We start from the raw sequence: 26,568 nt of genomic DNA on the forward strand, positions 1-26,568 counted from the left end.
GAAACAATGAATAGAAGATTGAAATATGTGCCCATGCTATGTGTATGTCTGATAGGCATGCTTGTTTCATGCGGTACGGTGAAGAGAGCTTCCGGCTTGTCCGGAAATAAAGCTGTTGTGGAGGAAAAGGATCCGCTTACTCCGGAGCAGCGCCGTAAATACGACTATTTCTTTTTGGAAGCGCTTCGGATGAAGGAAAAAGGTGACTTGGATGCGGCTTTCGAAATGTATAGTCACTGTTTGGACATTTATCCGCAAGGAGCCGCTACTTTGTTCGAAATTTCCCGCTTCCATATGTTTCTCAATCAGCCGGAAAAAGGGGAGGAAGCTTTGAAGAAGGCAGTGGATGCCGATCCTAAGAGTTTTTGGTATAAGCAAACTTTGGCAGCCTATTATCAAGGTAAGGGAAATTACCCGAAAGCCATTTATGTTTATGAGGATATGGCGAGCCAGTTCCCCTCACGTCTGGAACCGTTGATGGCTTTGATTGATCTCTATACCCGTACCAAGGACTATCAGCAGGTAGTTAATACATTGAACCGCCTTGAAGCCTTGGATGGGAAGTCTGAACAAATCAGCATGGAAAAATTCCGTATGTATCTGGCCATGAACAATGACCAGCAGGCATTTACGGAGATTGAGAATTTGGCAAAAGAATATCCATATGACATGCGTTATCTTACCATTTTGGGAGATGTCTATCTGAACAACGGTAAGGAAGAAGAAGCATACGAAACTTATCAGAAAGTATTGAAGGAAGAACCGGGCTATGCGCCGGCGTTGCTTTCCATGGCTTCTTATTACGAGAAAAAAGGGCAGGATAGTTTGTATCAGGTACAGTTGGATACTATTTTGCTGAATGATAATGTGGATAGCGATACAAAGATGAACATTATGCGCCAGCTTATTCTGCGTTCCGAGCAAACGAACAAGGACAGTACGAAAATAGCAGGCCTGTTTACTTCTATATTGAAGGAAAAACAAGAGAATGCAGATATTGCTATGTTGGCGGCCCAATATCTTCTGACGAAAAAGATGGATAAAGAGGCAACCCCTGTTTTGCACCAAGTGCTTGAAATTGATCCGGAAAATACGCCGGCACGCTTGCAGCTATTGAGTTTTGCCATTCGTGAGCAGAATATGGATGAAGTAATCAAATTGTGTGCTCCTGCTTTAGAATATACTCCGGATGTATTGGAATTCTATTATTATATGGGATTGGCCTATCATCAGAAAGAGAAAACAGACGAGGCATTGGAGGTTTTTAAAAAAGGAGTGAATCAAGTAACAGATAAAAGCAATAAGGATATCGTTTCTGATTTCTATGCCATTATGGGGGATCTTTATCATATAAAGAAGATGAATGTGGAGGCATATGCCGCATACGATTCCGCTTTGGTTTATAAGGAAAACAATATAGGGGCCTTGAATAATTATGCCTATTACCTGTCTGTAGAGCGTAAAAACCTGGATAAAGCGGAAGAAATGAGTTACCGTACCGTAAAGGCCGAACCTACCAATGGTACGTATCTGGATACCTATGCCTGGATACTTTTTGAGAAAGGTAAATATGTAGAAGCAAAAATTTACATTGACCAGGCTATGCAGAATGATGGAAGTAAAAGTTCCGTTGTTGTAGAGCATTGTGGAGATATTTACTATATGAATGGAGATCGTGAAAAGGCTTTGGAATATTGGCAACAAGCGGAAAAATTATCCAAGGAGCCTCCTCAAGAAGGTAGTGAAGAACGTAGTGAGAAGGAATTGAACTTATTGAGAAAGAAAATTGTACAAAAGAAATACTTTGCAGAATGATGAAACGTGTCTGTTTTTATTTGTTTAGCGCTTTGCTGATTATATTTATTTCTTCATGTTCATCTACCCGGAGTATGAAGAAAGGGGTATCTATTGGCAATTTATCCGAGTCGGAATATATGGAAGAGCTGATTAGCCGTTCTCCGGGATGGGATGCAATTACTGCGAAAATGTCATTGGCCGTTGACTTGAACGGTAAAGGACCGACTAAAGTAAATGGTACGTTGCGCATGAAACGTGATGAAGTAATCCAGCTTTCTATCGCTCCATTTTTGGGTATTGAAGTGGCACGTGCTGAAATATCTCCGGACGGAGTTTTAGTGATGGATCGCATGAACAAACGTTATGTACAAGTTCCTTTTGATGAATTGAAGAATCTGGCAAAGGCTGATTTGGATTTTCATACTTTGCAGGCCTTGTTTATGAATGAAATTTTTCTTCCGGGAAAAAAGGTGCTGACTGTCCGTGATATTTCGTCCTTTGCTGTGCGTCCTGAAAACGAAAATGCATTAATAGAAGTTAAGAACGGCAAACATTTCGCCTACCGTTTTCGTACCAATACAAATGATGGGCTGCTGAAAGAAAGTCATATCGGCTTGTCCGGTACCCGGTACGGGATAAATTGGCGTTATGATAAGTTTCGTCCGTTGGAGCAGAAACAGTTTCCGGGAACTATGACGGTTTCTTTTGAAGGGGCTGCCAAACCGGTTACGGCTGTATTTGAACTTTCCCGCCTTTCTACCAATAAGGATTGGGAAGCCCATACCGAAGTGCCCGGAAAATACGAAAGAATAGAATTGCAAGATTTGCTAAAACAGCTTATTAAATAATGAAACGTATCTTCTTACTACTCATAGCCTGCTGCTTTTTAAGTACTATTTCAGCGCAAAGTACTCGGAAAATAAGGGAGCTTGAAGCCAAACGGAAGGAACTTCACCAGCAGATTGCCGAGTCTGAAACTTTGTTGCAATCTACCAAAAAGGATGTGAAAAGCCAGTTGGACAACCTTGCTTTGCTGACAGGTCAGATTGAGGAGAGAAGAAAATATATCAGTACCATAGAGAGTGATGTTCATACATTGACAAGTGAGATCGCTTCTTTACAGAAACAACTGAATAAACTTCAGCGTGATTTGAAAGACAAGAAGCGGAAGTATGAAACTTCGGTGCAATACATGTATCGTAACAAGTCTGTTCAAGAGAAATTAATGTTTATTTTTTCTGCCGAGAATTTGAGTCAGACTTACCGTCGTATGCGTTATGTGCAGGAATATGCAAACTTCCAGCGCCTTCAAGGAATGGAGATAGAACGTAAGCAGAAGCAAATTGCCGCTAAAAAAAGAGAAGTGGAACAAACTAAGCATGCCAAACAGAATCTTTTAAAACAGGGTGAGGTCGAAAAGGCCAAACTGGAGATTCAGGAAAAGGAGCGCCAGACTCTTTTGGCGAATTTGCAAAAGAAGCAGAAAGGTATACAAAGCGAGATAAGGAAGAAAAAACGTTCGGCTGAGCAATTGAATGCCCAGATTGACCGTTTGATTGAAATTGAAATAGAGAAAGCTAGAAAGCGTGCAGAGGAGGAAGCTCGTAGGAAAGCCGCTGCTGAGGCTGCCGCAAAGGCGGCAGCAGCTAAGAAAGCGGAGCGTGAAACTACGGGAGGGGCGTCCCGTTCTAAATCTACGGAAAAAAATGAGTCTACAAAGAAGGTCGCTCCGGTGGAGAAGTTCAGTCTGAATAATGAGGACCGCCAGCTGTCGGGCAGTTTTGAACGTAACCGGGGTATTTTGCCGGTTCCCATTACCGGTCCATACGTGATTGTCAGCCATTACGGACAGTATGCCGTAGATGGTTTGCGTAATGTGAAACTGGATAATAAAGGGATTGATATCAAGGGCAAACCGGGAGCGCAGGCACGTGCCGTTTTCAATGGAGAAGTTTCGGCTATTTTCCAGTATAATGGTTTGAACAATATACTGGTGCGTCATGGTAATTACATCTCTGTCTATTGCAACCTTTCTTCCGTATCGGTTTCTAAAGGCAGCAAAGTCAATACACGTACCGTTCTTGGTACTATCCATACAGATAGTTCGGGTAATACGGTCTTGCATTTTCAACTTCGTAAGGAAACGGCTAAACTTAATCCGGAATTATGGTTGGGAAGATGAAAAAGATAAGTTCTCTTTCTGTATTTTATTACTTTGCGGTTTCTCGCAGCTTGTTTGGAAACTGAAGAATTTTCTGTAGTTCCTGTTTCTGAAATTTCTTCCATAATAATTCCTTCTACGGAAAGTATCTGGCCTGTTGCTATAAAGAATGCTGATCTGGCTGGAGATTGGTTATCTTTTTGATATGTAGTACAGGATAACTTTCTGTATAATAGCTTTTAAAGTATAAATATGTATTTGAGAAACAGTTATTTCCGTTCTAAAACTTGTCTGTTCTTTCAAAGAGAACGAAAAAACATTTATTATTAAAAATAAATCTCCAATTAGTTTTGAGTTCAAGTCTAATTGCGTACATTTGTCCCCTGCATTAAGTATCCTCATAGAAGTACATTAATACTTTTCCAACTTATTCTTTAGTGATGATGGTAGAATCGTTTGTCTCTCTGTAAGATTCCTAATAGCAAAACGCACTTATTTTTTTATTAAAACATTTATTTTAAAATGAACATTTTTATTGCAGGGCTTAACTATAATATGAGTGAAGCCGAACTTGGAGAATTATTTGCAGAGTATGGTGAAGTTGTTTCTGTTAAGATTATAATGGACAGAGAGACCGGTCGTTCTAAGGGATATGGTTTTGTTGAAATGGCTGATGATGAAGCTGGAGATAAAGCGATTGCAGCTCTTAATGAAGTTGATATGGATGGAAAAACTCTTTCTGTGTCAGTAGCTCGTCCTAGAGAAGAACGTCCGCGTCGTAGCTATGGCAACAATGGCGGTGGTGGTTATCGTGGCGGTAACAACAGTCGTGGTGGTGGCTATGGTGGTAGTCGCGGAGATAATGGCTATGGCGGTGGCAGAAACAGATATTGATCTGTATCTCTATAAAATATAAGGGAACCTGTCTTGGACATTTGAAATGCTGAGGCAGGTTTTTAAGTGCCTGTTCAGGATATCTTCAAAAGACTTTGGCTGTCGGTTATTTCTTTTATTTATGGCAAACAGAAGATGTTCCATTGAGGGTAAAAACGGTTAATTTATTAAGCATGGTCAATAATTTCTACATAAATTCCAGGTACTTCTCTCTTTTATAGAAAGGCTATAAGTATTATGCGTGTTATATTCAACTTCATTCTGGATTATTCCAACAAGAAAGAAGATGATTTAGTATGGAGAGATGCTTGTTTTCTAGAAAATAGATTCCTGTGTCTGTGTTGTCAATAGTTCCAGCGCCTTGATTCCCATAACGGAATTTCCTTTTGGATTCAATCTCGGGCTCCACACTGCAACTGAATATCGTAGTGGGTAAACTGCGGCTATACCGCCTCCCACACCACTTTTCCCCGGAAGACCTACCAAATAAGAAAATTCTCCTGCTTCGTCATAGAATCCACATGTTTGCATGATGGCATTGATACGTTTCACTTGAGAGGCGGTCAGCGTGATTCCTTCGAATGTAAAAGCCTGTTTATGGTTGGCAAACGGCAAAAAGGCTTTGGATAAATCATAACAACTCATTTCTATGGAGCATTGCAGGAAATAGAAATGAAGTACACGTTCTATGTCATTGTCGATGTTATGATAATATTTCAACAGGTTGGTGATTGCCGCATTCAGATAACCGTTTTCACGTTCGGACAGGGCAACTTCTTCATTATAATGAATTTGGTTATTTCCGCTGATTGAGCGGACGAAACGAAGATATTCTTCTTCGGGGTGTTTCAGATGGTTCAGCAGGATATCTGTCATTACAATGGCTCCGGCGTTAATAAAGGGATTCCGAGGAATTCCTTTTTCTACCTCCAGTTGTACTAGTGAGTTGAAAGCTGTTCCCGAAGGTTCTTTACCTACTCTTTTCCATAGATTATCTCCTTCAAGACTCAAACACATGGCAAGTGAAAAAACTTTCGAAATACTTTGGATGGAGAAGCCGGTGGTGGCTTCTCCATGCATGAAAGTTTTGTTTTGTATCGTATGGATACACATTCCGAATTGATCTGGGTTGATTTTGGCAAGTGCCGGAATGTAATCAGCCTGTTTGCCAATAGAGGCGTAGGGCTGGATTTCTTGATAGATGTCTTTTAGAATCTGTTGATAATCCATAATTTGGACGTTTTTATTTTTCTGTATAGTCACCATTGGCTTTGATGAGCTCGATCAACTTCTCAACAGCCTGATCTTCGGGAATGTTTTTTTCTATGCATTCTTTCTTTTTATAGAGGCTGATTTTTCCACGACCGGCACCTACATAGCCATAGTCGGCATCCGCCATTTCGCCGGGACCATTGACAATACAGCCCATAATGCCGATCTTCAGACCTTTCAAGTGCGAGGTAGCTGTTTTGATACGGGCGATGGTAGACTCCAAATCATATAAGGTACGACCACATCCCGGACATGAAATGTATTCCGTTTTGCTGGTTCGGATTCTGCCGGCTTGCAGGATACCAAATGCAGTGGTATCTACCACTATATGACTCAAGGGGCCTTGGTTGTACAAGAAGATTCCGTCACAGAGTCCGTCAAAAATTAGTGCACCCATATCAGCTGCCGCTTTGATTTGCAGGTCTTCAGCTTTCGTTTCCTGATAGTATTGGAAGAATACGACCGGATTCTCTAACCCTTCATTCATCAGTTCGTGTGTCATGGCACGATATTCGCCGAGGCGGTTGGGATGATTGCTTTGGGCGATGATTACCACTTCGGGATGTAGTTTAAGGGCTGCGATTACTTCGTCATTCATAGCCATATAGGGCAGAAACAGGAATTTCAGATCGGAAACCGTGTGATGTAATTCTATCATCTGCTGGTAGTTAAATGCCGGATAGACATTTTTTTCTTCTGGATTCCATGCATTGGCATCTACTAGATAGGCTATATTGTTATCTCGTGATTGGGGCACACTTCCACCGCAATAAATATAGTCAGGTTTGAACTGAGGATTAGTTTCGAAAGACCCTTTCAGACGTTCGGCTATTACTACGGGAAGATTATCTCCTCCAATGTTTCGGACAGCCTTAGTCTTCCGGCGCCCCGGAGATAGGTAGTTGAACTGCGGAGCTTCTTTTCCAGGAATAAAAGGATGTCCTTCCCGAGTTAGTATATAATCAACCAGTTTGCGGGCTACCGGAATTTCGTTTTCAGGAGCCTCGCTCAATGAAACACGAATGGTATCTCCCAAGCCATCTGCAAGGAGTGCGCCTATTCCTAATGCGGATTTTATTCTTCCGTCCTCGCCGTCCCCTGCTTCGGTAACCCCCAAATGAAGCGGGAAAGCCATGCCTTCCTTTTCCATTTCCTTTACCAGCAGACGGACCGTCCTGACCATTACTACGGTATTGGATGCTTTGATGGAAATAACCACATCGTTGAAATGTTCCGCAACACAGATACGCAGAAATTCCATGCACGATTCCACCATACCTTCAGGGGTGTCACCATAATGAGACATGATGCGGTCTGACAGAGAACCGTGGTTTACCCCGATGCGGATGGCGGTGTGGTTTTCCTTGCAGATATTTAGAAAAGGAATGAAGCGGGCACGTATCTTTTCTATTTCTTGCGCATATTCTTCGTCAGTGTATTCCAGTTTCCGGAAAGTACGTCCCGGGTCTACGTAATTTCCCGGATTGATGCGTACCTTTTCTGCATATTGTGCCGCTACATCGGCTACTTTGGGGTTAAAATGTACATCGGCCACCAATGGAGTATCATATCCTTGAGAGCGTAATCCGATATTGATATTCTTCAAGTTTTCGGCTTCACGGACACCTTGTGTGGTGAGGCGAACGTATTCACCGCCGGCATCTATAATGCGTTTGGCTTGTTCCACACAGGCTTCGGTATCCATAGTGACGGTATTTGTCATGCTCTGAATACGGATGGGGTTGTTGCCACCCAAGGGAGTGGCTCCGATATTCACTTCGGAAGATTCGCGGCGGGAGTAATTGAATAAATCCATAGTTAGTGATTAGTGGTGAGTGGTTAGTGATTAGTGGGCTGCGCTGAAATATTAACCACTTACCACTAATCACTAACCACTAGTTAATTTGTTTTATATTCAAACTTGACTTCTTTCAGTTCTTCGTTGGCTTTCACGATTTTCTTTTTCAAGCCGGTCTTGTAGTCTGCAAACTTGGTGGCTAGTTCTGTATCACTCAATGCTAGCATTTGTACGGCCAGAATAGCTGCATTCATGGCTCCATTGATTGCTACAGTAGCTACAGGAATTCCGGGAGGCATTTGGATGATAGAATAAAGTGCGTCTACGCCATCAAGAACAGAACCTTTAACGGGGACACCGATAACAGGCAATGTGGTATTTGCAGCAATGACACCGGGAAGTGCGGCAGCCATGCCGGCAGCGGCAATGATGACTTTAATTCCACGGCCTGCAGCATTTTTCGCAAATTCCTCCACAGCTTCGGGAGTGCGGTGTGCCGAAAGGGCGTTCATTTCGAAAGGTACGTGCATCTCGTCCAGTAATTTGGCAGCTTTTTCCATTACGGGAAGATCGGAAGTGCTACCCATGATAATGCTTACGATAGGTTTCATTGTTTTTTGTTATTGTTTGGTTTATATATTTACTTCAAGCACGGGTTATACGGATGAACGCGGATAGAAAAATCCGTGAGGTCCGCGTAATCCGCGCTTGAACAATTCCTAATGGGAATCTATATTATTCGTTGACTAATGCTTTATATCCTTCAGCATCCAGCAAATCGTTAACGTCATTAGAGTCATTGGGCTTAATCTTAATCAGCCACCCTTTACCATACGGGTCTTGGTTTACTAATTCGGGATTGTCGGCCAATGCTTCATTCTGTTCCAAAACTTCTCCTGAAACGGGAAGGAACAAGTCCGAAATCGTTTTTACTACTTCAATAGTACCGAAAACTTCATCTTTTTCTAAAGTTTCTCCTTCAGTTGTGATATCTACGAATACGATGTCACCCAGTTGCTCTTGTGCATAATCAGTGATGCCTACATAAGCTATATCACCTTCTACTCGTATCCATTCGTGTTCTTTGGTATACTTTACATTGCTTGGAAATTCCATAATGCTTTCAATTTATAAGGTTAATACTAATTTTTTTCAAATAAACAAAATTCCAATGACACCACAAAACAATCCGACAATAAATCCGGCTAAAACTTCTAATAAGGTATGCTGTTTTACAATGATACGGGCTGTGCCAAGCATCCCGGATAGCAAAATGAAAAAACAGAGCCACCATACAGGATTGAAATTGAATATAAAGCTGTAGGATAATAATCCGCCTACCATCATGCCGCTGCTTGCCACGTGTGTGCTGATTTTCCACTTGAAATTGATCAGCGTGCAAAGGATCATGCAGATGAGGGCGGCTACGATAATACCTGACATATAGCGGGGCAGGTGTATCTTATACATGGTGATGAGACAAGTGACATAGCTGATGATAGTCAACGCATATGGTACGAAACGTTTTTCGCGGTGTCCCAATTCATGAATACCCCAACCGTTTATTTTTTGGAACAGGTAGATGGCGAGCATCGGCATCAGAATGGTGAAACAGTAGACTATGCCCAATACTATCAGTTTGTACTGGATGGGCATGATACGAAGATAAGTGAAGAAAAAAAGCAGGAAAAATGCCACAAAAGGAATCATAAAAGGCGTGAATATGCCTGATATGATACGTGAACTGACTTCAAGCGGACTGTTTTTCTTGCCTACTGCTATTGTTTCGGTTGTTTCGTTAGCTTCCATATAATTTATATTACCTTCTTAATCGTGCGACGGGTATGTTAAGCTGTTGGCGGTATTTGGCTACAGTACGGCGGGCTATGGGGTAGCCTTTCGTTTTTAGTGTTTCGGCCAGTTCATCATCAGTGTACGGTTTTTCCTTGTCTTCGGTGTCTACACATTCTTTCAGAATACGCTTGATTTCGCGGACAGAGAGTTCTTCACCGTCTTCGGTAGTGTAACCGTCGCTGAAAAAGAATTTCAATGAATAGATACCATAGTTTGTTTGTACATATTTGCTGTTGCTTACCCGTGATATGGTGGAAATATCCAATCCCGAGCGTTCGGCTACATCTTTTAGGATCATGGGCTTTAGCAGGGATTCGTCTCCTTCCAAAAAGAAGGGGCGCTGAATATCTATAATGGCTTGCATGGTGGTGAGCAACGTATGTTGTCGCTGTTTTACGGCGTTGATAAAACCTTGTGCGGCATCTACTTTTTGTTTTAGGAACATCAGTGCGTCCTTTGAGGCTTTGCTCTGATTATCTTTGTTGCGGGTGTGTTCATCCAGTAGTTCGGTGAACTGGCGGCTCAGACGCAACTCAGGAACATTACGATTGTTTAAACTTAGAGTAATGGTGTCATCCTCATACGTTTCTACAATGAAGTCGGGAATGATCTGCTGCATATTTTTGCCCATTGCTTCACCCAGTGAACTGCCCGGACGAGGATTCAGTTTGGTGAGATCGCTCACCGCCTCATTATATTGTTCTTCGGTAATACCTAGTTTTTGGATAATCCTTTCTTTGTTTTTGCGGGTAAACTCATCACAGCATTTACCGATGATGTCCAGTTCTATTTGTTTTAACGGTGAATCGGCTTTTCTTTGTATTTGTAGCAGAAGACATTCTTGTAAACTGCGGGCACCGATACCTGCCGGATCAAAGTCTTGGATTATTTCCAAGATTTTATTTAATTCCTCCTCAGTGGTATAGATGCCTCGATAGATGGCAAGTTCATCCATGATAGACTCCATATTTTTGCGTAACAGGCCGTCATCGTCCAATGAACCGATCAAGTATTCTGCTATATCTCGTTGTTCTGGGGTAAGTTCCTGCATCTGCAACTGGTCTTTCAATATTTCATAAAAAGATACGGCATCCGAGAAAGGGATTTCTTCGGCTACTCCTTCTTTGGAACGATTATGTTCCTGTAGTTTATAATCGGGAATATCATCTTCGTTGCTGTAATCGCCTAATGAAAAATCTTCGTTCGAGTCTGTATTTCCGTCTTCGTTCTCAACGTATTCTGTGTTGTCATCTTCATTTTCGGGCATTTCTTTCCCTTCCTCCAGGGCCGGATTATCCAGTATTTCGGAATGGATACGTTCTTCCAGCTCCACAGTGGGCAGTTCCAGCAATTTCACTACCAGTATCTGTTGTGGAGATAAGGTTTGTATTTGTTGCTGGGCTTGTGTTTGTACTTGACGTGAGCCTTGTGCCATAATATTTTTATTTCCTTGTTTATTGCGACAAAAATAGGAAATTGTATTGTAATAATCTTCCTTTTTGGGGGGATTATTTTAAGGGGATGGCTATCTTTACCTGTCATCTATATAAAAAACATAAGATTATGTTTGCAAAAGAAACTTATACAACCCGTCGTAACAGTTTGAAAAAACGTGGGGATAGGTTTCTTGCTATTTTAGATAACGGGGAGAGTGGCGACTATGCGGATAATACTTATCATTTCCGCCAAGGTTCTACTTCTCTTTATTTTTGGGACTTGCCCTATGCCGGATTGGCGATATGGATATCATATTGTATGGATGGGATCCAGCCTGCCTTGTGTGAGAAAGCGTAGAGGGTGGGAGTGACAGAAACTGGTTCTGCCGCGGATTTGAAGAAGTGTTTGGAAAAAGCAGTTGCTAAAAGACAGGTGATTCATTAGAAAAGTACTTAGGTCAGCCGTAAATTATTAAGGCTGGCCGGATCTTTGGAACCGGAATTTGAACTTACTATAGAACCGGGTATCTATATTAATAGATTGTTGGAAAGCGGAGAAATGCTTTAAGGATTTTATCGATTATGATAAGTTGGAGAGTTATCGTGAGTTTACAGAGTTGCGTAATGAGGAAGATTATTTGATAACGGAGGACGGGACACGTTTTTGGGGTACGAAGGTCCTTTTACTACAGAACGATGATATATAATTATCCACCTATGGTTGCTTTTAAACCGTAATCAGTCAAGATTTGTATGCACTGCTGTTGTACTTCCTCGGATGGCGTTTGCATTTTATATCCTTTAGGGTTATAGATACTGCCTAGCTTTGCATGCTTTCCCTTTCCTATATCATGGTAAGGTAATAGGTTAATTATCTCAGGATGCCGTGGAAGACTGGCCAAAAATTCGGCAGACAGTTTTATGTTCTTTTCATCTGCATTCACTCCTTCAATCAATGGAATACGGATATAATAAGGGAAGTCAGCTTCTGCTACTCTGCGGATGTTCTCCAAAATTAATTCATTGGGAACATCACAGAATGTCTGGTGTACGGTACTGTCCATTGATTTTAAGTCGATAAGCAATAGTTCACAATTCCGCATCACTTCATCCACTGTTTCTTTGCGGGCAAGCAGGGTGGTATCTACCGCCCGATGAATTCCCTGTTGTCCGCAACGTTTCAGTATATCAATCAAGAATTCGGGATGAAGCAACGGTTCTCCACCACAAAAAGTAACTCCACCGCCCGATTGATCCATAAATGGAATTTCCTTTTCTATTTCATGCATCAGGTATTCGGCGGTATATTCCGTTCCTGATATCTCGATAGCCATTGCCGGACATTCTTCGGCACAGCGTCCGCATAACACGCATTTTTGTTTGTCGGTGATAATACCCTCGGGAGCCAGTGTCAGTGCCCCGTTGGGACATACTTTCAGACAAGTTCCACAGCCGAGGCATTTCTTGGCTGTGTATAGTTTGTCTTTTCCGTTACGAATGCCTTCGGGATTATGGCACCATATGCACGAGAGCGGGCATCCTTTCATGAAAAGTGTGATGCGGATGCCCGGTCCGTCATTGATGGCATAGCGTTTGATGTCGAAAATCAGACTCATCTTGTCAGAAGGTTTCTTGTGCCGTGCGGGCTATTACGTCATATTGTAAATCTGTATTCATGTCATTGAAGTAATCACTGTATCCAGCTACGCGTACCAATAGGTCCCGGTATTCTTCCGGATGTTTTTGGGCGGCATGCAGGGTAGCGGTATCTACTATGTTGAACTGAATGTGATGTCCTCCTAAAGCAAAATAGCTGCGGATGAGGCTTGCCAGTTTGGCTATGTCTTCATCGTGTTTAAGAAGTGAAGGCAGGAAGCGCTGATTCAATAGAGTGCCTCCGCTTTTCACCTGGTCCAGTTTTCCTAATGATTTTATAACGGCGGATGGCCCGTGGGTATCTGCTCCGTGTGAGGGTGAGGTACCGTCACTGATGGCACGTCCGGCCAGACGGCCGTTGGGGGTGGCATTCATCATTTTGCCGAAGTAAACGTGACAGGTGGTAGACAACATGTTCAGATGGAAACATTCGCCTTTGGTGTTCGGCTTTCCCTCGATGGCATCGTAAAGGTCATTAAAAATCTGGATGGCGATGCGGTCTGCATATTCGTCATCGTTACCGAAGAAAGGGGTACGGTTCAGTATGAACTGTCTCATGGCTTCCTGTCCTTCGAAGTTGGTATCGGTAGCATGGATGATTTGCTCCATATTGAATTTACGTTCTTCGAATACATGTTTTTTCAGAACGGAGAGGCTGTCGGTAATAGTACCCAAACCGGTGCATTGAATATAGCTTGTGTTATAACGCGGTCCGCAGTTATAATAATCTTTTCCTTTGGCGATACAGTCATCAATGAACAAAGACAGGAAAGTGGCGGGAGCGTATTTGGCGAACATACGGTCAATGTAGTTGCTGACGCGTACTTTCATATCTACAAAATAATGGATTTGTTTAAGAAATGCGTCATAAAGTTCTTCATAACTCCGGAAGGTGCAGGGATCTCCTGTTACCAAGCCTACTTTCTTGCCTGATACAGGATCTGTTCCGTTGTGCAAGGTGACTTCCAATATCTTGGGTACGTTAAGGTAACCGGTCAGTATGTAAGCTTCTTTTCCGAAAGCGCCTACTTCTATGCATCCGCTACATCCGCCTTCACGAGCGTCCTCCGGTGTTTTTCCCTGTCGCATCAGTTCCATGACGTATGTGTCGGGATTGAATACAGATGGGTAGCCATAGCCCTTACGGATTACTTTGCAGCCTTCGCGCAGGAAACGCTCCGGGGTGCATACACTGATGTGCAGGGCGCTTCCGGGTTGTAACAGGTGAAGATCATCTACTGTTTCGAGCATGATATAGGATACTTCGCTGACTCCGTTGCTACCATCACGTTTGATGCCACCGATATTCAGATTGGTAAAGTCATTGTAGGTACCGCTTTCTTTGGCGGTGATGCCAACTTTGGGTGGGGCTGTCTGATTATTTACTTTGATAAAGAAACATGACATCAGTTCTTTGGCTTCTGCACGGGTCAGTATTCCTTCTTCCAGGTCTTTTTCATAGAAAGGAGCGAGGTGCTGGTCAAAATGTCCTGGATTCATGGCGTCCCATCCGTTCAGCTCTGTAATGGTGCCGAGATGGACAAACCAGTACATTTGTATGGCCTCCCAATAAGTACGGGGGGCATGTGCAGGAACCCATCGGCAGATTTCCGCTATTTTTTTCAGTTCCTCTTTGCGTTTCGGATCGGTTTCTTGTCCAGCCATCTTTTCGGCCAGTTCGGCATGGCGTTCGGCAAAAATGATAGCGGCATCACAGGAGATGGACATGGCGGTCAGTTCTTCTTGTTTGTCGGTTGCTTCTGGATCATTCATAAAATCCAGATTTTTCAACTCATGTGCAATACGTTCTTTCAAATCCAGCATGCCATGTTGATAAACCTTTCCGTCCAGAGAAGTATGGCCGGGGGCTCGTTGTTCCATGAATTCAGTGAACATTCCTACTTCGTAAGCTTCTTTCCATTCTTTGGGAACATGATTGAAGATGCGTTCGCGTTGGGTGCGCCCTTTCCAATAAGGAATTACCTCGCGCTCATAGGTGTCTATATCTTCCTGGCTGATGGTGTAACGCTGCAATTCGCGGGTGTTCAATACATGAAGGTCTTCCACGCTGTGACAGGTCAGTTCAGGGAAAGTCGATACGGCTTTGGGGCGTGGTCCACGTTCACCTACAATCAGTTCGTCTTCACCTATGTATATAGTTTTCCGTTTACAGATTTCAAGGAAGTTCAGTGCTCTTAGAATAGGAATTGGATACTTTCCTTCGTTTTCTTTGTAAAATTCGGTTTCTATCAGAGCACGTTCTATGGACAAAGAAGGTTGTGTATCAAAAGATTCTTGACGTAGGCGTCGGATACGGTCTGTCATACCGTTGATTGTTGTTTTCATAAGAGTTATAATAAGGTCTACTGGTTCATAAATAGAGATTTCCATAAGGGCGGATTAATGGATCCGACCAATTGATGTGCAAGAGAATAAGATATCAAATAGAAAGAAACGTATGCCAAAAGTAAGATACGCTGTCATTTAATCCATCTTTATGGTGGTGTAATGTACAGTCTGCTGGCTTTTGGCATACCCTCCTGAAGAAGAAATGTTCTTAGTAGTAGAACATCAGGCAGTTGAACAGTTTTCTATAGCCTTTGGAGTGCATTCACTTATACTTGTTTAATAATGGCCGAAATTACTGTTTGTTTTGCACATAAACAAAACTTATATACTGTTTAATAACAGGTTAATACCGGAAACTGCTTCCTCCTAAAAACTCTCTCAGTAAAGAAGTGGGAGGCAATTCTTTATCTTGTACCGAAGCGAAATATTCCAAGAATTTGCGTAAACGGTATGCTTCTGAATATTCCGGTTTGTTATTGGGAACATTCCTTAGAATAGGAATGGCATAATCCTTCATAATGGCTAGTTCAAACAACAGGGCAGAATTGAACATGGCATCTGCATTTTCCTGATATGGGAAGATCCATTTTTCTTCTCCGGCGCGTACACTGGGCCATCTTCTGATTGTTTCCTCTGCGGAATAGCCACGGTATTTGTAATCGCGGATAATACGGCGCAACAAACGGTTGTCGGTAGTCGGAATATAATTATGATTGTCCAGCAGAATAGTGGTTAATGCCGATACATATATTTTATATTTATTCTCGGCGGGAATATGAGGGGTTAATTCGGGGTTAAGTGCATGAATCCCTTCGAGAATCAATATCATGTTATCGTCAATCTTAAGTTTGTCACCTTTAAATTCCCTTCTTCCTGTGGTGAAGTTGAAACGTGGTAACTCTACTTCCTTTCCATGAAGCAGATCTTGTAATTGCTTGTTGAAGAACTCCAAATCCAATGCATACAATGATTCGTAATCATAATCACCTTTTTCATCTTTTGGTGTCTTTTCTCGGTCAACAAAGTAATTGTCCAGGGAGATGGGGTAAGGTTTCAGCCCGTTTGCCATCAACTGGATACTGAGTCGTTTGCTGAAAGTCGTTTTACCAGAAGAGGATGGACCGGAGATAAGAACCAGTTTTACTCTTTGACCGTTTTTTCCTCTGTGGTATATCTCATCAGCAATATTGGAAATTTTTTTTTCCTGCAAGGCTTCAGACACATTAATCAGATCGGTGGCATAACCTTCATTACAGGCCACATTGAAATCTCCTACAGTACCCACACCTAAAATCTGATTCCAGCGTCGGTGCTCTTTGAATACTTCCAGCATTTTTTCTTGTTTTACTACTTCCTCCAATATTTCCGGATTCTGACGGTTGGGGACTCGCAGCAACAAGCCGTCATAGTATTTAACAATGTCGAATTTGCGGATATATCCGGTGCTGGGCAACAGACTGCCATAGTAGTAGTCAATGGTATCTTCTAAAGTATAATAATAGGAGTAAAGTTCCCCTGAAGTTTCAAGCAGTCTAACTTTGTCCATCATTCCTTTCCGGCGGAATAGTTCTACTACTTCAGTTGTGTGACATTCAAAACGGTGGAAAGGGATGTTGGCTTCCACAATCTCTTTCATTCGCTGCTTAATACGGGAAACATCATCCAGCCCGGTTTCGCGTCCTATCTGCAAGGCGCAATAATATCCTTTGGATACGGGATGTTCAAGCATGATTTTTCCATCAGGGTATAAGTCCTCCACCGCTTTGCACAAGATGAAGCAGAGCGAACGGACATAGGTACGCATTCCTGAAGGATTCAGTATGTTCAGGAACTCTACATCCTTATTATTATAGGCCCGGTAATTGAGTCCTTCTACTTTGTTATTGACTTTGGCACTGACCGGCCCGTATGGGATATCTAGATTAAAACCATTATAAATATCCAAAAGTGAGCTTCCGATTGGGAAGTTCTTTGAAATATTGTTATTTTTGCAACAGATTTGTAACATAATCGTAATAATTATTACTAACGTAGTGAAACGGCTTGAAATTTACTGAATAAAAGGGAGATTAGCCAATTCCTACCAAATTAATTAAAGATGGAGTATTCTTTTTATGATTTCTTAAAGCTGCTAGGTTCACTGGCGCTATTCCTTTATGGAATGAAAATCATGAGTGAGGGGCTGCAAAAGTTTGCTGGTGACAGACTGCGTAAAATCCTCACAGCGATGACCACCAACCGGGTAACCGGAGTGCTAACCGGTGTTCTTATCACTGCGTTAATTCAATCCTCTTCTGCTACTACTGTTATGGTAGTAAGTTTCGTTAATGCCGGACTCCTTACACTTTCACAATCAATTGGAGTCATTATGGGGGCAAATATCGGTACCACTGTCACTGCATGGATTATATCTGCGTTAGGGTTTAAAGTAGATATTGCTGCTATGGCACTTCCGTTATTGGCTGTTGGCGTACCCTTATTATTTTCAGGAAAGAGTAACCGTAAATCCATTGGAGAATTTATATTCGGTTTCTCTTTTTTGTTTATGGGCCTCTCTCTCTTGAAGACGAATGCTCCTGACTTAAGTAGAAACCCCGAAATGTTGTCTTTTGTTCAGAACTATACTGATATGGGATTTGGTTCTGTTATCTTATTTGTTGTCATCGGTACAGTTCTTACCATGATTGTACAGGCATCGGCTGCAACGATGGCTATTACTTTGATTATGTGTGCCAATGGTTGGATTAGTTTTGAGCTGGGGGCTGCGTTGGTACTTGGCGAGAATATTGGTACCACTATAACCGCTAACCTTGCCGCACTGACTGCCAATACGCAGGCCAGGAGGGCTGCGCTGGCTCATTTGGTGTTCAATGTTTTTGGGGTTATTTGGGTGTTATGCCTTTTCAAGCCTGTAACTATGGGGGTTTCATGGTTTGTAGAAGATATAATGAGAACAGCAGATCCGGCTGTTGCCGTATCTTTTAAACTGTCTGCTTTTCATACTACTTTTAATATATGCAATGTGTTGATTCTTATTTGGTTTGTCAAGTTGATAGAGAAAACTGTCTGTAAAATCATTCCTCAGAGAGAGCAGGATGAGGAATATCGTTTGCGCTTTATTACAGGTGGTATGCTTTCTACGGCAGAGCTTTCTATATTGCAGGCACGCAAGGAAATCAATCTCTTTGCAGAGCGTACTCATCGTATGTTTGGCATGGTGCGGGATCTGCTTCACACCACTAATGACAATGACTTTAACAAATTGTTCAGTCGTATTGAGAAATATGAGAATATAAGCGATAACATGGAGGTGGAGATCGCTAATTATCTGAATCAGGTATCCGACGGGCGTTTGAGTTCTGAAAGTAAGTTGCAAATTCGTGCTATGCTTCGTGAAGTGACTGAAATAGAAAGTATCGGGGACAGCTGTTATAATTTGGCACGTACTATCAATCGTAAACATCGCAGTGATATGGATTTTACTCCGAAACAGTATGATCATATTCATCAGATGTTCCAGTTGACTGATGATGCTTTGTCTCAGATGATTTCGTTGGTGGAAGATGAGCATCATGTGGTAGATGTGAATAAATCGTTTAATATAGAGAATGAAATAAATAACTATCGTAATCAGCTAAAGAACCAAAATGTGCTGGATGTGAATAATAAGGAGTATGATTATCAGATGGGGGTGCACTATATGGATATTATTGGAGAATGTGAAAAACTGGGCGATTATGTAGTAAATGTGGTGGAAGCCAGTAGCAATGTGAAGGAAAAGAAATCCTGACCTGAAAGGGCTATGGTGAACAGAATAGGTGCAGAGGTGCAAGGTTTAACCTATGATGGGTTAAATACTTTGTGCCTCTGTGTTTTTTAATAAAGTGTAAGAAAGAAGAGAGTCTAAATAAAAGAGAATCTACATGTCAATATTTGTTTTTTTTGAAACTGATAGGCTCACTGGTACTTCTGATATATGGTATGAAAACCGTGAGTGAGGCTTTGCAAAAACTGACAGGTGGGCATTTGCGCCATATTTTGGGTGCTATGACCACGAATCGCTTCACCGGATTGTTGACAGGTGCATCGTACAGCCTTCCACTGCAACAAATAGTATCTTTGGAAGAAGACGAATATCATTTGGTTGATCCTAACAAATCATTTAATATAGAGAATGAGAGAAACAATTACCGCAACCAGTTGAAGGATCAGAATGTATTGGATGTGAATAATAAGGAATATAATTATCAGACGGGGGATCATTATATGGATATTATCAGCGAATGCGAAAAATTAGGCGATTATGTAGTAAATGTTGTTGAGGCACGTACAGATATAAAGGAAAAGAAAATTTGATTTGTAGAAGGACAAGTTAAAAGAAAAGCGTGAGACACGAATGTTCCACGCTTTTTTGTAAATCGTATTAAAATGAGGTTATTTTTCGATTCCAACCAGTTCTACTTCGAAAATCAAAGTAGAGAAAGGTTTAATCTGACCGGCTTCACGTGCACCATAAGCCAAGTCTTGAGGGATGTAAAGTTCCCATTTAGAACCTACTGGCATCATTGTCAGTGCTTCAGTCCATCCTTTGATTACTTGATTAGCACGGAAAGTAGTCGGTTCTTTACGATCATATGAACTGTCGAACTGAGTTCCGTCAATCAAAGTACCTTTATAGTTTACTTTTACTTTAGAAGAATCGGTAGGAACAGCGCCGTTACCTTCTTTAATTATCTTATATTGCAATCCGCTTGATGTAGTTTTAACACCCTCTTTCTTTGCATTTTCAGCTAGGAATTTTTCACCGGCAGCCTTATTTTCAGCGAATTGGGCTTCAGTAGCTTTTGTTTTGATTGCTTCTGCTTTAGACTGAACGTAGGCGTTGGCTTCTTCCATAGTAACATTCATGCCTTTTTTCTGCAAAGCAGCCATGAAACCTGCCAGGAAGTTTTCTTTACTTAAACTTTGAGTAGAGTCATTTCCGAAAATACGTTGGCTCATCATATCGAACATACGTCCACCAACTTGTTGACCAATCTGAAGACCTGCCATATAAGCAACATCTTTAGGACTTGTCTTGCTGGTACCTTCTTTAACACCTCTGATGAAGTCGGCCATATAGGCTGTGTCAACGCCCAGTTGTTGGCTCATATACATATCCAGACCTTGCGTGTTGGTGATACCCATCATGTAAGAAAGTGAGTCTACGTCATTCTTCATGTTTGCTTTCGGTGCTTGGGCTGTACAAGAAGCCAAGCTGGCTGCAGCAGCGATTGCTACAAAAAAACTAATTTTTTTCATTTGCCTTAAATGCTTTAATAATTATAATACTTCGATTAATTCTACTTCAAAAATCAATGTGCTGTGAGGAGGAATCATTTCTCCTGCCTGTTGTGCTCCATAGGCTAGTTCTGAAGGAATGAAAAGTTTCCATTTAGCACCTTCAGTCATCAGTTGGAGTGCTTCCACCCATCCTTTGATTACTTGGTTCACACCAAAGATAGCCGGTTCGCCGCGTTTGATAGAGCTGTCAAACAAAGTCCCATCAATCAAGGTACCTTCATAATGGCATTTTACACGGTCGGTTGCACTCGGTTTTTTTCCGTTACCTTCTGTGATAACTTCGTACTGTAAGCCGCTGGGAAGTGTCACGACCCCCGGTCTTTTTGCGTTTTCCTCCAAAAATGATTTTCCCTTTTCAATATTCTCTGCATTCAATTTGGTTTCCAGCTCTTCAAAGTACTTGTTTACGATTTCACGTGCTTCGTTGTGGCTGATAGCCGTTTCTTTTCTATCTAATACGTCTTTGATTGCTTGAGCAAAGTCTTCAACATTAATACTTTGAGCACCCATGCTCAATAAATTCTGGCCAATACCAAGGCCGATGGCGTAACTGAATTTATCCATAACTATTTATTTTATAAGATGTTTTATACAAAACGCACAAAGGTAGGTGTTTTATTTGAATGAATCTGTTTTTAACAATTTAATTTTTCTTATTTTTGTGTGTTTAGTTAAAAGAGGAGGACTAGAAATGAAGAATTTAGTAGTTTTAACAGGTGCTGGAATGAGTGCAGAAAGCGGTATCAGTACATTTCGTGATGCAGGTGGTTTATGGGATCAGTATCCGGTGGAACAAGTGGCTACTCCGGAAGGGTATGCGGCAAACCCTAAATTGGTGATTGATTTTTATAATGAGCGTCGTAAACAGTTGCTTGCTGTAAAGCCTAACCGGGGGCATGAACTGGTTTCTGAGATGGAAAAGTTCTTTAATGTGACTGTTATCACTCAAAATATTGATAATTTGCATGAGCGTGCCGGAAGTTCGCATATTATTCATTTACATGGCGAACTGACCAAGGTGACATCTAGTTGGCAACCTAATAATCCAGCTTATATTAAAGAATTAAAGCCGGAAGAATATGAGATACATTTGGGAGACTTGGCCGGAGACGGTTCCCAGTTTCGTCCGTTCATTGTATGGTTCGGTGAATCTGTTCCTATGATTGAAACTGCAATTGAATATGCTGAAACAGCTGATATCTTTTTAATTATAGGAACTTCGCTTAATGTATATCCTGCTGCCGGTTTGTTGAATTATGTGCCTGCCCGCACTCCTGTTTATTTAATAGATCCTAAGCAGGTGCCCATTGCATCGGGACGTAAAGTGTATGTAATTCAGAAAGGTGCGTCCGAAGGAATGGAAGAGCTTAAAAAAATATTAGTGGGATAGTTTGCAAGTAAACAATTTCCTTGTATATTTGTTATGTATTTAAAGAATATTTAAAACATAAAACAGAGACAATTATGAAAAAGTACGTTTGCACAGTATGTGGTTGGGTTTATGACCCGGCAGAAGGAGATCCTGAAGGTGGAATCGCTCCGGGAACAGCATTTGAAGATATTCCAGATGATTGGGTTTGCCCTCTTTGCGGAGTAGGTAAAGATGATTTCGAAGTTCAAGAAGATTGATCCTACCTTATAACCGGATATCATATAAAGCGGAGGAATTTCTTTTGTATGATATATCAGATAGCGCGACTAATTATTATTTAGTTGCGCTTTTTAATTTTACATTATTATTAATGGCTTGCCTTAAAAAAAAGAGCGTAACCTATAACAGGTTGCGCTCTTTATGGTATAAAAAAGAATGTTCTTATTTCTTTTCTTGCTTTTCAGGACGAGGCAGTAATACTTTGTGAGAGAGCTTGAATTTACCTGTCTTGGGATCAATATCAAGTAACTTCACTTCTATTTCATCCCCTTCTTTTAAACCGGCCTCTTCTATTGTTTCAAGACGTTTCCAGTCAATTTCAGAGATGTGTAACAATCCGTCTTTACCAGGCAAGAATTCTACGAACACGCCATATGGCATTACTGAACGGACTTTACCTACATAGACTTCACCGACTTCGGGAACGGCAACGATACCCTTGATAATGCGCATAGCGTCGTCAATACATTTCTTGTTTGTTCCCGCAATCTCAATGCGACCTACTCCATCAGTTTCTTCAATCGTGATGGTTGCTCCGGTTTCTTCCTGCATACCTTGGATAATCTTTCCGCCCGGACCGATGATAGCCCCAATGAACTCTTTAGGAATAGTCATCGTTTCAATACGAGGAGCATGCGGTTTCAAATCTTTACGAGGTTCGGCTATACATTCGGTTAACTTGTTAAGAATATGTTCGCGACCTTCTTTTGCTTGCAGTAACGCTTTTTCCAAGATTTCGAATGATAGACCATCTACCTTGATGTCCATCTGTGTAGCAGTGATACCATCACGAGTACCTGTAACCTTGAAGTCCATATCACCCAAGTGATCCTCATCTCCAAGAATATCAGACAATACGGCATATTTTTCTTCACCTGCATTCTTAATCAAGCCCATGGCAATACCTGAAACTGGTTTTTTCATGGCAACACCGGCATCCATTAATGCAAGCGTTCCTGCACAGACAGTAGCCATTGAAGAAGAACCATTTGATTCCATGATATCAGATACTACACGTACTGTGTATGGGTAGCCTGCAGGAATTTGTCCTTTCAAAGCACGCCATGCCAAGTGCCCGTGACCGATTTCACGACGACCTACACCACGTTGTGCTTTTGCTTCACCGGTAGAATAAGGGGGGAAGTTGTAGTGTAACAAGAATCGTTCTCTGTGTTGATCCAGAACATCGTCTACGATTTTCTCATCTAGCTTGGTGCCTAATGTGACAGAAGTTAAAGACTGAGTTTCACCACGGGTGAAAATGGCAGAACCGTGAGGGCCGGGCAGATAACCTACTTCGCACCAGATAGGGCGAATTTCAGTTGTCTTACGTCCGTCCAGACGCTTGCCTTCATCAAGAATACAACGACGCATGGCTTCCTTTTCCACATCGTGGTAGTAACGGTCGATTAATGCACCTTTTTCTTCCAGTTCTTCTTCTGTATATTGAGTTTTGAATTCATCGCGGATGGCATCAAAAGCATCTTGACGTTCATGCTTGTTTCTGTTTCCTGAAGCAGCGATGGCGTATGCTTTATCATAACAAGCTTCGCGTACAGCTTTGCGTAAATCTTCATCGTTTTCTTCGTGGCAGTATTCACGTTTTACTGTAGAACCGACTTCTTCCATCAGTTCCATCTGCGCTTTACAATGAACTTTGATTGCTTCGTGAGCAGCCTTCATGGCAGCCAGCAAGTCTTGTTCGCTGACTTCCTGCATTTCGCCTTCTACCATCATGATGTTGTCATATGTGGCTGCAACCATCAGATCCATATCAGCTTTCTCAAGTTGTTCGAAAGTGGGGTTGATAACGAACTGGCCATCGATACGTGCTACGCGTACTTCAGAAATCGGTCCGCCGAAAGGAATGTCGGAAACGGCTAATGCTGCTGAAGCGGCCAATCCTGCCAATGCATCAGGCATATCTATTCCATCAGCTGAGAAAAGAACAATGTTTACGTAAACCTCTGCATGGAAATTATCGGGGAATAAAGGACGCAATGCGCGGTCTACCAGTCGGCAAGTCAGGATTTCATAATCTGAAGCTTTGCCTTCTCTTTTGGTAAAGCCACCGGGAAAACGTCCGAATGCTGAATATTTTTCTTTGTACTCTACCTGAAGGGGCATAAAATCTGTACCGGGAACTGCATCTTTTGCTGCACAAACAGTAGCTAGCAACATGGTGTTACCCATGCGGAGCATTACAGAACCGTCTGCCTGTTTTGCCAGCTTTCCCGTTTCGAGTGTGATGGTTCTACCATCAGGAAGCTCGATCGTCTTAACAATTGGATTGATCATAAAAAATGTTTTAATATATTTTTCGTCTAAAATTCGTGCAAAGATAGGCATTTATTCTTCTAATTTGGTGAGAATGAGATAAAAAGTTACTATGATTACTGTTTTTTTTCATTTTAATGTGTAAGAAGGTGGATAAATGCTTTGACAAACCACGAAAAGACGTATCTTTGCATCCAAAATTATTAAGAGAACACACATTTATATTAATTTTAGCGATGAAAAAGAATGTATATTTTTTGCTCGCACTTCTGTTGATAGGGTTGAGCGCCTGCGACAATGCACCGAAGTTCAAAGTTCAAGGTGAAATTAATGGTGCTGAAGATAAGATGCTTTATTTGGAAGCGTCGGGATTGGATGGCATAGTAGCGCTTGATTCGGCAAAATTGGGCAGTAGCGGAAGTTTTAGTTTTGCACAGAAGCGCCCGGAATCTCCTGAATTCTATCGTTTGCGTTTAGATAATAAAGTGATAAACTTTGCTGTAGACTCTACGGAAACAGTATCAGTTAAGGCTGAGATAAATGATTTTGCGACTGCCTATCGTATTGAAGGTTCGGAAAACAATTTGAAAATTAAGGAATTGGTGTTGTTGCAAGCTGATTTGCAGAAGAATGTGGACAAACTCGGTCAGAACCGTAATATCCCTGCGGGCATCGCACAAGACAGCCTTTTGGCTATGGTAAACAATTACAAGAATAAAGTGAAACGAGAATATATTTTTGCGGCTCCAAATATGCCATATGCTTATTTCGCTTTATTCCAGTCGTTGAATGGGTATATGATTTTTGATCCTTTGACAAATAAGGAGGATGTGAAGTGTTTCGCTGCGGTGGCTACGAGTCTGAATAATGCTTATCCACATGCCGACCGTTCACGCAACTTGTACAATATGGTTATAAAAGGAATGAAGAATACCCGTACTCCCCGTCAGCAGACCATGGAAATTCCTGAAGATAAAATCAAGGAAGCCAGCATTATTGATATTCAGCTGAAAGACTTGAAAGGCAATACACGCAGTCTGACCGATTTGAAGGGTAAAGTGGTGCTGATCGATTTTACTGTATATAACAATGCAATGTCTGCTGCACATAATTTGGCGTTACGTGAACTTTATAATAAGTATGCTTCTCAAGGGTTCGAGATTTACCAGATTTCACTGGATGGTGATGAACACTTTTGGAAAACATCTGCAGATAATCTGCCTTGGGTCTGTGTACGTGACGCTAATGGCGCTTATTCTTCATACATTTCATTATATAATGTAACTAATCTGCCTTCGGTATTTTTGGTAAATCGTAATAATGAATTAAGTGCCCGTGGTGAGAATATTAAAGATTTGGATGAAGCCATTAAAAAACTCTTGTAAAAAGCTAATTATGAGTTGAATTTGTTTAAACATGTTACATAGCATCCTTATAAACTTGACTCGTATTAGATAAAAGTCTATCTTTGCAAGACTTGAAATACCAAAGAGGGTTCCGACATTTCCATGTCGGAATTCTTTTTGTTTTTATAGGCATAACTGGAACAATGAATAATTATATAATTTAAAAGGAGGAAAACATTATGGCTTATATGTCAGAAGAAGGTTACAAGCAACTGATTGAGGAACTGAAATATCTGGAATCAGTAGAACGTCCTAAAATTGTGTCGGCTATTGCCGAAGCGCGTGATAAGGGAGACTTGTCAGAAAATGCCGAATATGATGCTGCCAAAGAGGCGCAAGGTCTATTGGAGATGAAGATCAGCCAGCTGAAATCAACTATTGGTGATGCTAAAATTATTGATACTTCAAAAATGAATGCAGATACAGTGCAAATTTTGACGAAAGTAGAATTGAAGAATGCCAAGACCGGAATGAAGATGGTTTATACTATCGTAGCCGAAAGCGAAGCGAATTTAAAATTGGGCAAGATTTCGGTAAACACTCCGATAGCACAGGGTTTGTTAGGAAAAAAAGTGGGTGATGTGGCTGAAATCACTATTCCGCAAGGTAAAATCAGCTTAGAAGTTGTGAATATTTCATTTTAATATATAAGGCAGGTCCGCTATGCGGGGCTG

Annotated in this window: 23 protein-coding genes and 1 pseudogene; 12 read left to right on the plus strand and 12 right to left on the minus strand. The window is 41.5% G+C overall.

What is annotated here, in order from left to right; all coding sequences use genetic code 11:
• Positions 1-6 precede the first annotated feature (6 nt).
• From AB5062_RS03825 to AB5062_RS03840, 4 genes are all read left to right on the plus strand, one after another.
• On the plus strand, positions 7-1,815 hold the full coding sequence (locus tag AB5062_RS03825) for a tetratricopeptide repeat protein (protein ID WP_005845352.1): 1,809 nt from the start codon (positions 7-9) through the stop codon (positions 1,813-1,815).
• Positions 1,812-2,645, plus strand: coding sequence for a DUF4292 domain-containing protein (locus AB5062_RS03830; protein WP_057279976.1), 834 nt, complete (start codon positions 1,812-1,814; stop codon positions 2,643-2,645). Before AB5062_RS03825 ends, AB5062_RS03830 begins: the two co-directional genes overlap by 4 nt.
• Positions 2,645-3,979 (plus strand): murein hydrolase activator EnvC, encoded by a 1,335-nt coding sequence (locus tag AB5062_RS03835; protein ID WP_057279975.1) that lies wholly within the window; start codon positions 2,645-2,647, stop codon positions 3,977-3,979. The genes AB5062_RS03830 and AB5062_RS03835 overlap by 1 nt, the downstream gene beginning before the upstream one ends.
• A gap of 501 nt (positions 3,980-4,480) precedes the next feature.
• Complete coding sequence (locus AB5062_RS03840; RefSeq protein ID WP_005845358.1) at positions 4,481-4,852, plus strand: RNA-binding protein; 372 nt, start codon at positions 4,481-4,483, stop codon at positions 4,850-4,852.
• A 315-nt stretch (positions 4,853-5,167) separates the two neighbouring features.
• Here the strand turns inward: AB5062_RS03840 and AB5062_RS03845 are convergent, their stop codons facing one another.
• From AB5062_RS03845 to rpoN, 6 genes are all read right to left on the minus strand, one after another.
• Positions 5,168-6,082: a glutaminase gene (locus AB5062_RS03845; RefSeq protein ID WP_016271914.1), complete on the minus strand. Its 915-nt coding sequence runs from the start codon at positions 6,080-6,082 to the stop codon at positions 5,168-5,170.
• A gap of 13 nt (positions 6,083-6,095) precedes the next feature.
• Positions 6,096-7,940: a 4-hydroxy-3-methylbut-2-en-1-yl diphosphate synthase gene (locus AB5062_RS03850; RefSeq protein ID WP_057279973.1), complete on the minus strand. Its 1,845-nt coding sequence runs from the start codon at positions 7,938-7,940 to the stop codon at positions 6,096-6,098.
• 83 nt (positions 7,941-8,023) lie between these two features.
• A complete protein-coding gene (gene purE, locus AB5062_RS03855; RefSeq protein WP_005845363.1) occupies positions 8,024-8,533 on the minus strand; it encodes a 5-(carboxyamino)imidazole ribonucleotide mutase in 510 nt (169 codons plus the stop codon).
• A 124-nt stretch (positions 8,534-8,657) separates the two neighbouring features.
• Positions 8,658-9,038 (minus strand): glycine cleavage system protein GcvH, encoded by a 381-nt coding sequence (gcvH, locus tag AB5062_RS03860; RefSeq protein WP_005845365.1) that lies wholly within the window; start codon positions 9,036-9,038, stop codon positions 8,658-8,660.
• A 36-nt stretch (positions 9,039-9,074) separates the two neighbouring features.
• Positions 9,075-9,731: a phosphatase PAP2 family protein gene (locus AB5062_RS03865; protein WP_005849586.1), complete on the minus strand. Its 657-nt coding sequence runs from the start codon at positions 9,729-9,731 to the stop codon at positions 9,075-9,077.
• Positions 9,732-9,741: 10 nt separating this feature from the next.
• Positions 9,742-11,211, minus strand: coding sequence for an RNA polymerase factor sigma-54 (gene rpoN / locus AB5062_RS03870; RefSeq protein WP_005845369.1), 1,470 nt, complete (start codon positions 11,209-11,211; stop codon positions 9,742-9,744).
• A gap of 128 nt (positions 11,212-11,339) precedes the next feature.
• Between rpoN and AB5062_RS03875 the strand changes: the two genes are divergently transcribed.
• Entirely contained in the window at positions 11,340-11,570 is a 231-nt protein-coding gene (locus tag AB5062_RS03875) for a hypothetical protein (protein WP_005845372.1), read from the plus strand.
• A gap of 87 nt (positions 11,571-11,657) precedes the next feature.
• Positions 11,658-11,919: pseudogene (locus AB5062_RS03880) on the plus strand (aminopeptidase P family protein); the annotation flags it as partial.
• Here AB5062_RS03880 and AB5062_RS03885 read toward each other — a convergent pair.
• The 3 genes from AB5062_RS03885 to AB5062_RS03895 all read right to left on the minus strand — a co-directional run bounded on the left by AB5062_RS03885 (position 11,920) and on the right by AB5062_RS03895 (position 17,234).
• Entirely contained in the window at positions 11,920-12,828 is a 909-nt protein-coding gene (locus tag AB5062_RS03885) for a glycyl-radical enzyme activating protein (protein ID WP_005849582.1), read from the minus strand.
• Positions 12,829-12,832: 4 nt separating this feature from the next.
• Positions 12,833-15,214, minus strand: a complete 2,382-nt coding sequence (gene hypD / locus AB5062_RS03890) for a trans-4-hydroxy-L-proline dehydratase (protein WP_050541155.1) — start codon at positions 15,212-15,214, stop codon at positions 12,833-12,835.
• Between the two features lie 346 nt (positions 15,215-15,560).
• The gene (locus AB5062_RS03895; protein WP_085930160.1) at positions 15,561-17,234 is read right to left on the minus strand and encodes a nucleoside kinase; all 1,674 of its coding nucleotides are present in this window, start codon (positions 17,232-17,234) and stop codon (positions 15,561-15,563) included.
• Between the two features lie 81 nt (positions 17,235-17,315).
• On the opposite strand from AB5062_RS03895, the gene AB5062_RS03900 reads away from it, so the two are divergent.
• Both AB5062_RS03900 and AB5062_RS03905 read left to right on the plus strand, forming a co-directional pair.
• Positions 17,316-19,007, plus strand: coding sequence for a Na/Pi cotransporter family protein (locus tag AB5062_RS03900; RefSeq protein WP_005845382.1), 1,692 nt, complete (start codon positions 17,316-17,318; stop codon positions 19,005-19,007).
• 71 nt (positions 19,008-19,078) lie between these two features.
• Complete coding sequence (locus tag AB5062_RS03905; protein ID WP_224205259.1) at positions 19,079-19,573, plus strand: Na+-dependent phosphate transporter; 495 nt, start codon at positions 19,079-19,081, stop codon at positions 19,571-19,573.
• A gap of 78 nt (positions 19,574-19,651) precedes the next feature.
• On the opposite strand, the gene AB5062_RS03910 is transcribed toward AB5062_RS03905, so the two are convergent.
• A complete protein-coding gene (locus AB5062_RS03910) occupies positions 19,652-20,518 on the minus strand; it encodes an FKBP-type peptidyl-prolyl cis-trans isomerase (protein WP_005845386.1) in 867 nt (288 codons plus the stop codon).
• Positions 20,519-20,539: 21 nt separating this feature from the next.
• Positions 20,540-21,124, minus strand: a complete 585-nt coding sequence (locus AB5062_RS03915) for an FKBP-type peptidyl-prolyl cis-trans isomerase (protein ID WP_005845388.1) — start codon at positions 21,122-21,124, stop codon at positions 20,540-20,542.
• A gap of 127 nt (positions 21,125-21,251) precedes the next feature.
• Between AB5062_RS03915 and AB5062_RS03920 the strand changes: the two genes are divergently transcribed.
• Both AB5062_RS03920 and rd read left to right on the plus strand, forming a co-directional pair.
• The gene (locus AB5062_RS03920) at positions 21,252-21,950 is read left to right on the plus strand and encodes an NAD-dependent deacylase (RefSeq protein ID WP_032952218.1); all 699 of its coding nucleotides are present in this window, start codon (positions 21,252-21,254) and stop codon (positions 21,948-21,950) included.
• Between the two features lie 74 nt (positions 21,951-22,024).
• Positions 22,025-22,189: a rubredoxin gene (rd, locus tag AB5062_RS03925; protein WP_005845392.1), complete on the plus strand. Its 165-nt coding sequence runs from the start codon at positions 22,025-22,027 to the stop codon at positions 22,187-22,189.
• Positions 22,190-22,373: 184 nt separating this feature from the next.
• Here rd and pnp read toward each other — a convergent pair whose 3' ends face one another.
• A complete protein-coding gene (gene pnp / locus AB5062_RS03930) occupies positions 22,374-24,509 on the minus strand; it encodes a polyribonucleotide nucleotidyltransferase (protein WP_011965175.1) in 2,136 nt (711 codons plus the stop codon).
• A 215-nt stretch (positions 24,510-24,724) separates the two neighbouring features.
• On the opposite strand from pnp, the gene AB5062_RS03935 reads away from it, so the two are divergent.
• Positions 24,725-25,873, plus strand: a complete 1,149-nt coding sequence (locus AB5062_RS03935) for a thioredoxin-like domain-containing protein (protein WP_005845396.1) — start codon at positions 24,725-24,727, stop codon at positions 25,871-25,873.
• A 200-nt stretch (positions 25,874-26,073) separates the two neighbouring features.
• Positions 26,074-26,538 carry a transcription elongation factor GreA gene (gene greA, locus AB5062_RS03940; protein ID WP_005845398.1) on the plus strand — a complete coding sequence of 155 codons (465 nt, stop codon included), beginning with the start codon at positions 26,074-26,076 and terminating at the stop codon, positions 26,536-26,538.
• The last annotated feature ends 30 nt before the right edge of the window (positions 26,539-26,568 follow it).

It is taken from the genome of Phocaeicola sp. RTP21359st1_B8_RTP21360_211022, assembly GCF_040911965.1.
Taxonomy (GTDB): Bacteria; Bacteroidota; Bacteroidia; order Bacteroidales; family Bacteroidaceae; genus Phocaeicola; species Phocaeicola vulgatus.

Bases quoted from the DNA above. Each gene is read 5' to 3' on its own strand.
- AB5062_RS03825 (WP_005845352.1), top strand. From the start codon at position 7: ATGAATAGAAGATTGAAATATGTGCCCATGCTATGTGTATGTCTGATA.
- AB5062_RS03830 (WP_057279976.1), top strand. From the start codon at position 1,812: ATGATGAAACGTGTCTGTTTTTATTTGTTTAGCGCTTTGCTGATTATA.
- AB5062_RS03835 (WP_057279975.1), top strand. From the start codon at position 2,645: ATGAAACGTATCTTCTTACTACTCATAGCCTGCTGCTTTTTAAGTACT.
- AB5062_RS03840 (WP_005845358.1), top strand. From the start codon at position 4,481: ATGAACATTTTTATTGCAGGGCTTAACTATAATATGAGTGAAGCCGAA.
- AB5062_RS03845 (WP_016271914.1), bottom strand. From the start codon at position 6,082: ATGGATTATCAACAGATTCTAAAAGACATCTATCAAGAAATCCAGCCC.
- AB5062_RS03850 (WP_057279973.1), bottom strand. From the start codon at position 7,940: ATGGATTTATTCAATTACTCCCGCCGCGAATCTTCCGAAGTGAATATC.
- purE (WP_005845363.1), bottom strand. From the start codon at position 8,533: ATGAAACCTATCGTAAGCATTATCATGGGTAGCACTTCCGATCTTCCC.
- gcvH (WP_005845365.1), bottom strand. From the start codon at position 9,038: ATGGAATTTCCAAGCAATGTAAAGTATACCAAAGAACACGAATGGATA.
- AB5062_RS03865 (WP_005849586.1), bottom strand. From the start codon at position 9,731: ATGGAAGCTAACGAAACAACCGAAACAATAGCAGTAGGCAAGAAAAAC.
- rpoN (WP_005845369.1), bottom strand. From the start codon at position 11,211: ATGGCACAAGGCTCACGTCAAGTACAAACACAAGCCCAGCAACAAATA.
- AB5062_RS03875 (WP_005845372.1), top strand. From the start codon at position 11,340: ATGTTTGCAAAAGAAACTTATACAACCCGTCGTAACAGTTTGAAAAAA.
- AB5062_RS03885 (WP_005849582.1), bottom strand. From the start codon at position 12,828: ATGAGTCTGATTTTCGACATCAAACGCTATGCCATCAATGACGGACCG.
- hypD (WP_050541155.1), bottom strand. From the start codon at position 15,214: ATGAAAACAACAATCAACGGTATGACAGACCGTATCCGACGCCTACGT.
- AB5062_RS03900 (WP_005845382.1), top strand. From the start codon at position 17,316: ATGGAGTATTCTTTTTATGATTTCTTAAAGCTGCTAGGTTCACTGGCG.
- AB5062_RS03910 (WP_005845386.1), bottom strand. From the start codon at position 20,518: ATGAAAAAAATTAGTTTTTTTGTAGCAATCGCTGCTGCAGCCAGCTTG.
- AB5062_RS03915 (WP_005845388.1), bottom strand. From the start codon at position 21,124: ATGGATAAATTCAGTTACGCCATCGGCCTTGGTATTGGCCAGAATTTA.
- AB5062_RS03920 (WP_032952218.1), top strand. From the start codon at position 21,252: ATGAAGAATTTAGTAGTTTTAACAGGTGCTGGAATGAGTGCAGAAAGC.
- rd (WP_005845392.1), top strand. From the start codon at position 22,025: ATGAAAAAGTACGTTTGCACAGTATGTGGTTGGGTTTATGACCCGGCA.
- pnp (WP_011965175.1), bottom strand. From the start codon at position 24,509: ATGATCAATCCAATTGTTAAGACGATCGAGCTTCCTGATGGTAGAACC.
- AB5062_RS03935 (WP_005845396.1), top strand. From the start codon at position 24,725: ATGAAAAAGAATGTATATTTTTTGCTCGCACTTCTGTTGATAGGGTTG.
- greA (WP_005845398.1), top strand. From the start codon at position 26,074: ATGGCTTATATGTCAGAAGAAGGTTACAAGCAACTGATTGAGGAACTG.